The sequence below is a fragment of the Faecalicatena contorta genome (assembly GCF_021531895.1).
Taxonomy (GTDB): Bacteria; Bacillota; Clostridia; order Lachnospirales; family Lachnospiraceae; genus JAFBIX01.
The window spans coordinates 1-3440 of record NZ_JAFBIX010000057.1; the positions used below are offsets into that span (position 1 = coordinate 1).

Consider the following 3440-nt stretch of genomic DNA (forward strand, 5'->3'; position numbering starts at 1 on the left):
TGGGTGCTCTTGACATGTTCGTTCATTTTTGCTATTAAATAGACAACGGCTTAACCGCAGAAAACTGCCATTAAGCCGCTTAATTATCATAGAAGATCTCAATTTACAGAAAAAATTTCACACCGTCTGTCAAGAAAAAGTACAAATTAAATATAACCATTTTTTCCATTTGTTGTGTAGAATTCAACTTGCCATTTTCATTGCGTTCTGCTCCATGTTCTTAAGATATTCTTCTTCATATTGATTGGGAGACAGATATCCACAATGGCTATGAATTCGAACTGTGTTATAAAAAGTTTCTATGTACTCAAATATAAGCTTATACGCATGTGTATAGTTAAATATTTTGAAACGATTAATCCACTCCCGTTTTAACAGTGCATGAAATGATTCAATACATGCATTGTCCCAGGGATAGGCTTTCTTGGAATAACTGTTAATCATTCCAGACGTTGCATTCTGAAAGGCTTCAGAAACATACTGGCATCCTCGATCGCAATGGAAAATCAAGGGATGATCAATCTTTCGTTTTGCTTTTGCATCTTCAATACATCTTACTACATGAGATGCTTCCAGAGTATCACTAAGTACCCATGCAATGATTTTTCGGGAATATAAGTCCATAATACTGGTAAGATATACAAATCCTTCAAAGGTCCAAATATAGGTAATGTCGGAACACCATACGGCATCTGGCTGTTCAGGATTAAACTGCTCGTTTAAGATGTTTTTTAATTTGTTGCTAAAATCAGGATTGATTGTTGTCCGAATATATTTTTTTACCCATTGTGCTTTTATTCCCATTTGGCGCATGTAATTGCCAACTGTTTTTTGAGCAATCTCTGTTCCGGATTTCCTTAATTCTGCTGTAATTTTAGGAGCGCCATAATTCTGGTGAGAAGCATCATAGATATCCTGAATCTTCTCTTTCAGGACTTCCCGACGTGCTTCAGTATTGGAAGGGGTACGATGCTTCCATGCCCGATACCCAGACCGAGAAACGCCTAATTTTTTCAGTATCCCGCTGACAGAAACCTGGCGTTTCTCAGGCAGGGCCTTGATTTCCTCTACATACTCAGAAGTAGCCATGTAGAGAGCTTTTGTCATTTTCCCAGGATACCGATTGCTTTTTTTAACACTTCAAGTGCATCCTTAGTATCCCGCAACTCCCGTTGTAATCTGGCAATTTCTTTTGCCTCATCGCTGGAATAGTTTCCTGAACCTCTGGTAGGAACAACTCCTTCATGATCCTGAGCTGCTTTCATCCAACATTTCAAAGCAGATTCACTGATCCCAAGATTTGTAGCTGCATTACGGAGAGATAATTCCGGATGATCTTTTCTGTATCTAACGGCATCCTCCTTAAATTGTTGTGAGTATTGCTTAGCCATAACCATTCCTCCTTACCATATGACTATCATATAATATTTATCGAAAATGGTCATGTTTATTTTGTACTATTTATATACTACCATCAGTTTAGGAATGAGAAGTCCGAATACCGTTGTAAGAATGTATCAAAATGTTATGTTTTAGAATAGCCAAGGGCGACAGCATAGAGTGCTGCCGCCGTGAACCAGTATATCATGAAGGATAATGTCAAGGTCAGGTAGTATTCCTTTTAGGAATCTCCACCTTTCCCTTGACATTATATGAGGGGTGAAGTGTTACCAATCATTGACACCTATACAAAATATCAGTGGATAAAATTTGTGTACAATTGACATGAAAATAAGAAGAATGATATACTGAAATAAATATTGTTTTTTAGTGAAGCTTTTGGAGGATATAATGTGTAATAAATTAGTGAAACAAAATAATAGAGAGAAAGTATATATTATTCTTATGTTCATATGGGGAGTGCTTTTGATGTTTTTGATTCCGACATGGCAAACCCCAGATGAAAGTACACATCTATCAATTATAGGTGAATCTTTAAATAACAGTAATTTTTCGAAGCTATTGACAGAGAATATAGCTATTGAGAGTGGAAGAATGGAATTTAATCCATCGCAAAAAATGAATATAAATGAACAAATTGCTGCTATGTTCGAGAAACCAGATTATTCAAAAAGCGAAGTGTTGCCTAAAGGGATTAATCTTGACATAATAAAGCATTTACCAGCTACACTTGGAATGATAATTGCAATTTTAATTGAGCTTCCAGCATATTGGGTATTGCAGTTTGGAGAATTATTTTCTCTAATTTTTTATGTTAGTATATGCTACTATTCATTAAAACTTATGCCAATAAAAAGAGAATTGTTTGCACTAGTTATGATATTACCGATGGCAATGCAACAAGCAGGAAGTATCAGTTATGATGCAGTTGTTTTGCCGTTAAGCTATTTATTTATTTCATATATTTTTTATTTGAAATATGTAAAAGATAGAATAGTGTTAAAAGATGTTTTGTTTTTATTGGTTTGTTGGGTAGTAATTACATATATAAAAGTACCTTATGTTTTTATAATATGTTTGGTTCTTATTTTACCATTAGATAAATTCTGTGTGAAACTTGGAAAGGTTGAAATAGACGGCGATTTTATAAAAAAATGGCGATTAGTGGCTTGTGTACTTGGTGGAATTTTTGGCGTTTTATTTATTTATTTATTTAGACAGAACAAATGGATTCAAATTATTTATGGCATGGTTGTTGAGTGGCAGAGAGGAGTATATCTCATTCAGCAAACTATATATACTTGGCATGAATCATTGGTTATATCATCAATAGGAAATTTTGGCTGGTTAGATACTCCTGTGTCCTTTGTGTTTGCATTGGCTGTTTATTTTGTGTTAATTATTGAGGCCATAATTATAGATGATGAGAATGTTAAAATTAAATTTTCTGGTAAAGATAGAGTGGTGATTTGGGGAACTGCGGGTGTGATGGCATTGTTTGTTTTAATGTCAATGGTCAACCATACTATAATGATGACATTGTATGGAGCGGAAAATCTGGATGTTACATATGAAATCAGAGAAGCCTTATATCAGATACCATATATAGGTGGACTGCAAGGAAGATATTTTTTGCCATTTTTAGTTTTGTTTTTTATTCCATTACCACAAGTTTATCAAATAAAAGAAAAAAGAGCATCTGTTTTTTTATATAGTGTTATATTAGTAACTATCATATATGTAACGACTATTGTTTTACTTAGATATTGGGTGATGTAGGAGTATGGAAGTGTTTGGTGAGATAAAGAGAAAATTAACAAAAAAGAGTATAATTGTTTGTTTTATGTTAGCAATATTAATAAGTGTGTATTTGGGTCAATGTATAACTATTACATTTGAATTGGGAGAAATAAACACTGATATAGGAGAAATGCAACTATATTACCAAAATAATAATAATTCTGTCTTGTCTGAAAAATATAGTTGTGTTAGTAATATAGAAAATAATGAAATTTCATTTAAAATAAGTAAGCAATTAA

General features: G+C 33.4%; 4 protein-coding genes. 2 read left to right on the forward strand and 2 right to left on the reverse strand.

The genetic code is table 11. The features are described from left to right. Positions 1–183: 183 nt before the first annotated feature. Positions 184–1089 carry an IS3 family transposase gene (locus JQM81_RS13280; RefSeq protein ID WP_235234279.1) on the reverse strand — a complete coding sequence of 302 codons (906 nt, stop codon included), beginning with the start codon at positions 1087–1089 and terminating at the stop codon, positions 184–186. A gap of 14 nt (positions 1090–1103) precedes the next feature. Further along, a complete protein-coding gene (locus JQM81_RS13285; RefSeq protein WP_235234280.1) occupies positions 1104–1391 on the reverse strand; it encodes a transposase in 288 nt (95 codons plus the stop codon). A 400-nt stretch (positions 1392–1791) separates the two neighbouring features. On the opposite strand from JQM81_RS13285, the gene JQM81_RS13290 reads away from it, so the two are divergent. Both JQM81_RS13290 and JQM81_RS13295 read left to right on the forward strand, forming a co-directional pair. Then, positions 1792–3180, forward strand: coding sequence for a DUF2142 domain-containing protein (locus tag JQM81_RS13290; protein WP_235234281.1), 1389 nt, complete (start codon positions 1792–1794; stop codon positions 3178–3180). 4 nt (positions 3181–3184) lie between these two features. Continuing rightward, on the forward strand, positions 3185–3440 hold a 256-nt coding region (locus tag JQM81_RS13295), incomplete at its 3' end, for a hypothetical protein (RefSeq protein ID WP_235234282.1).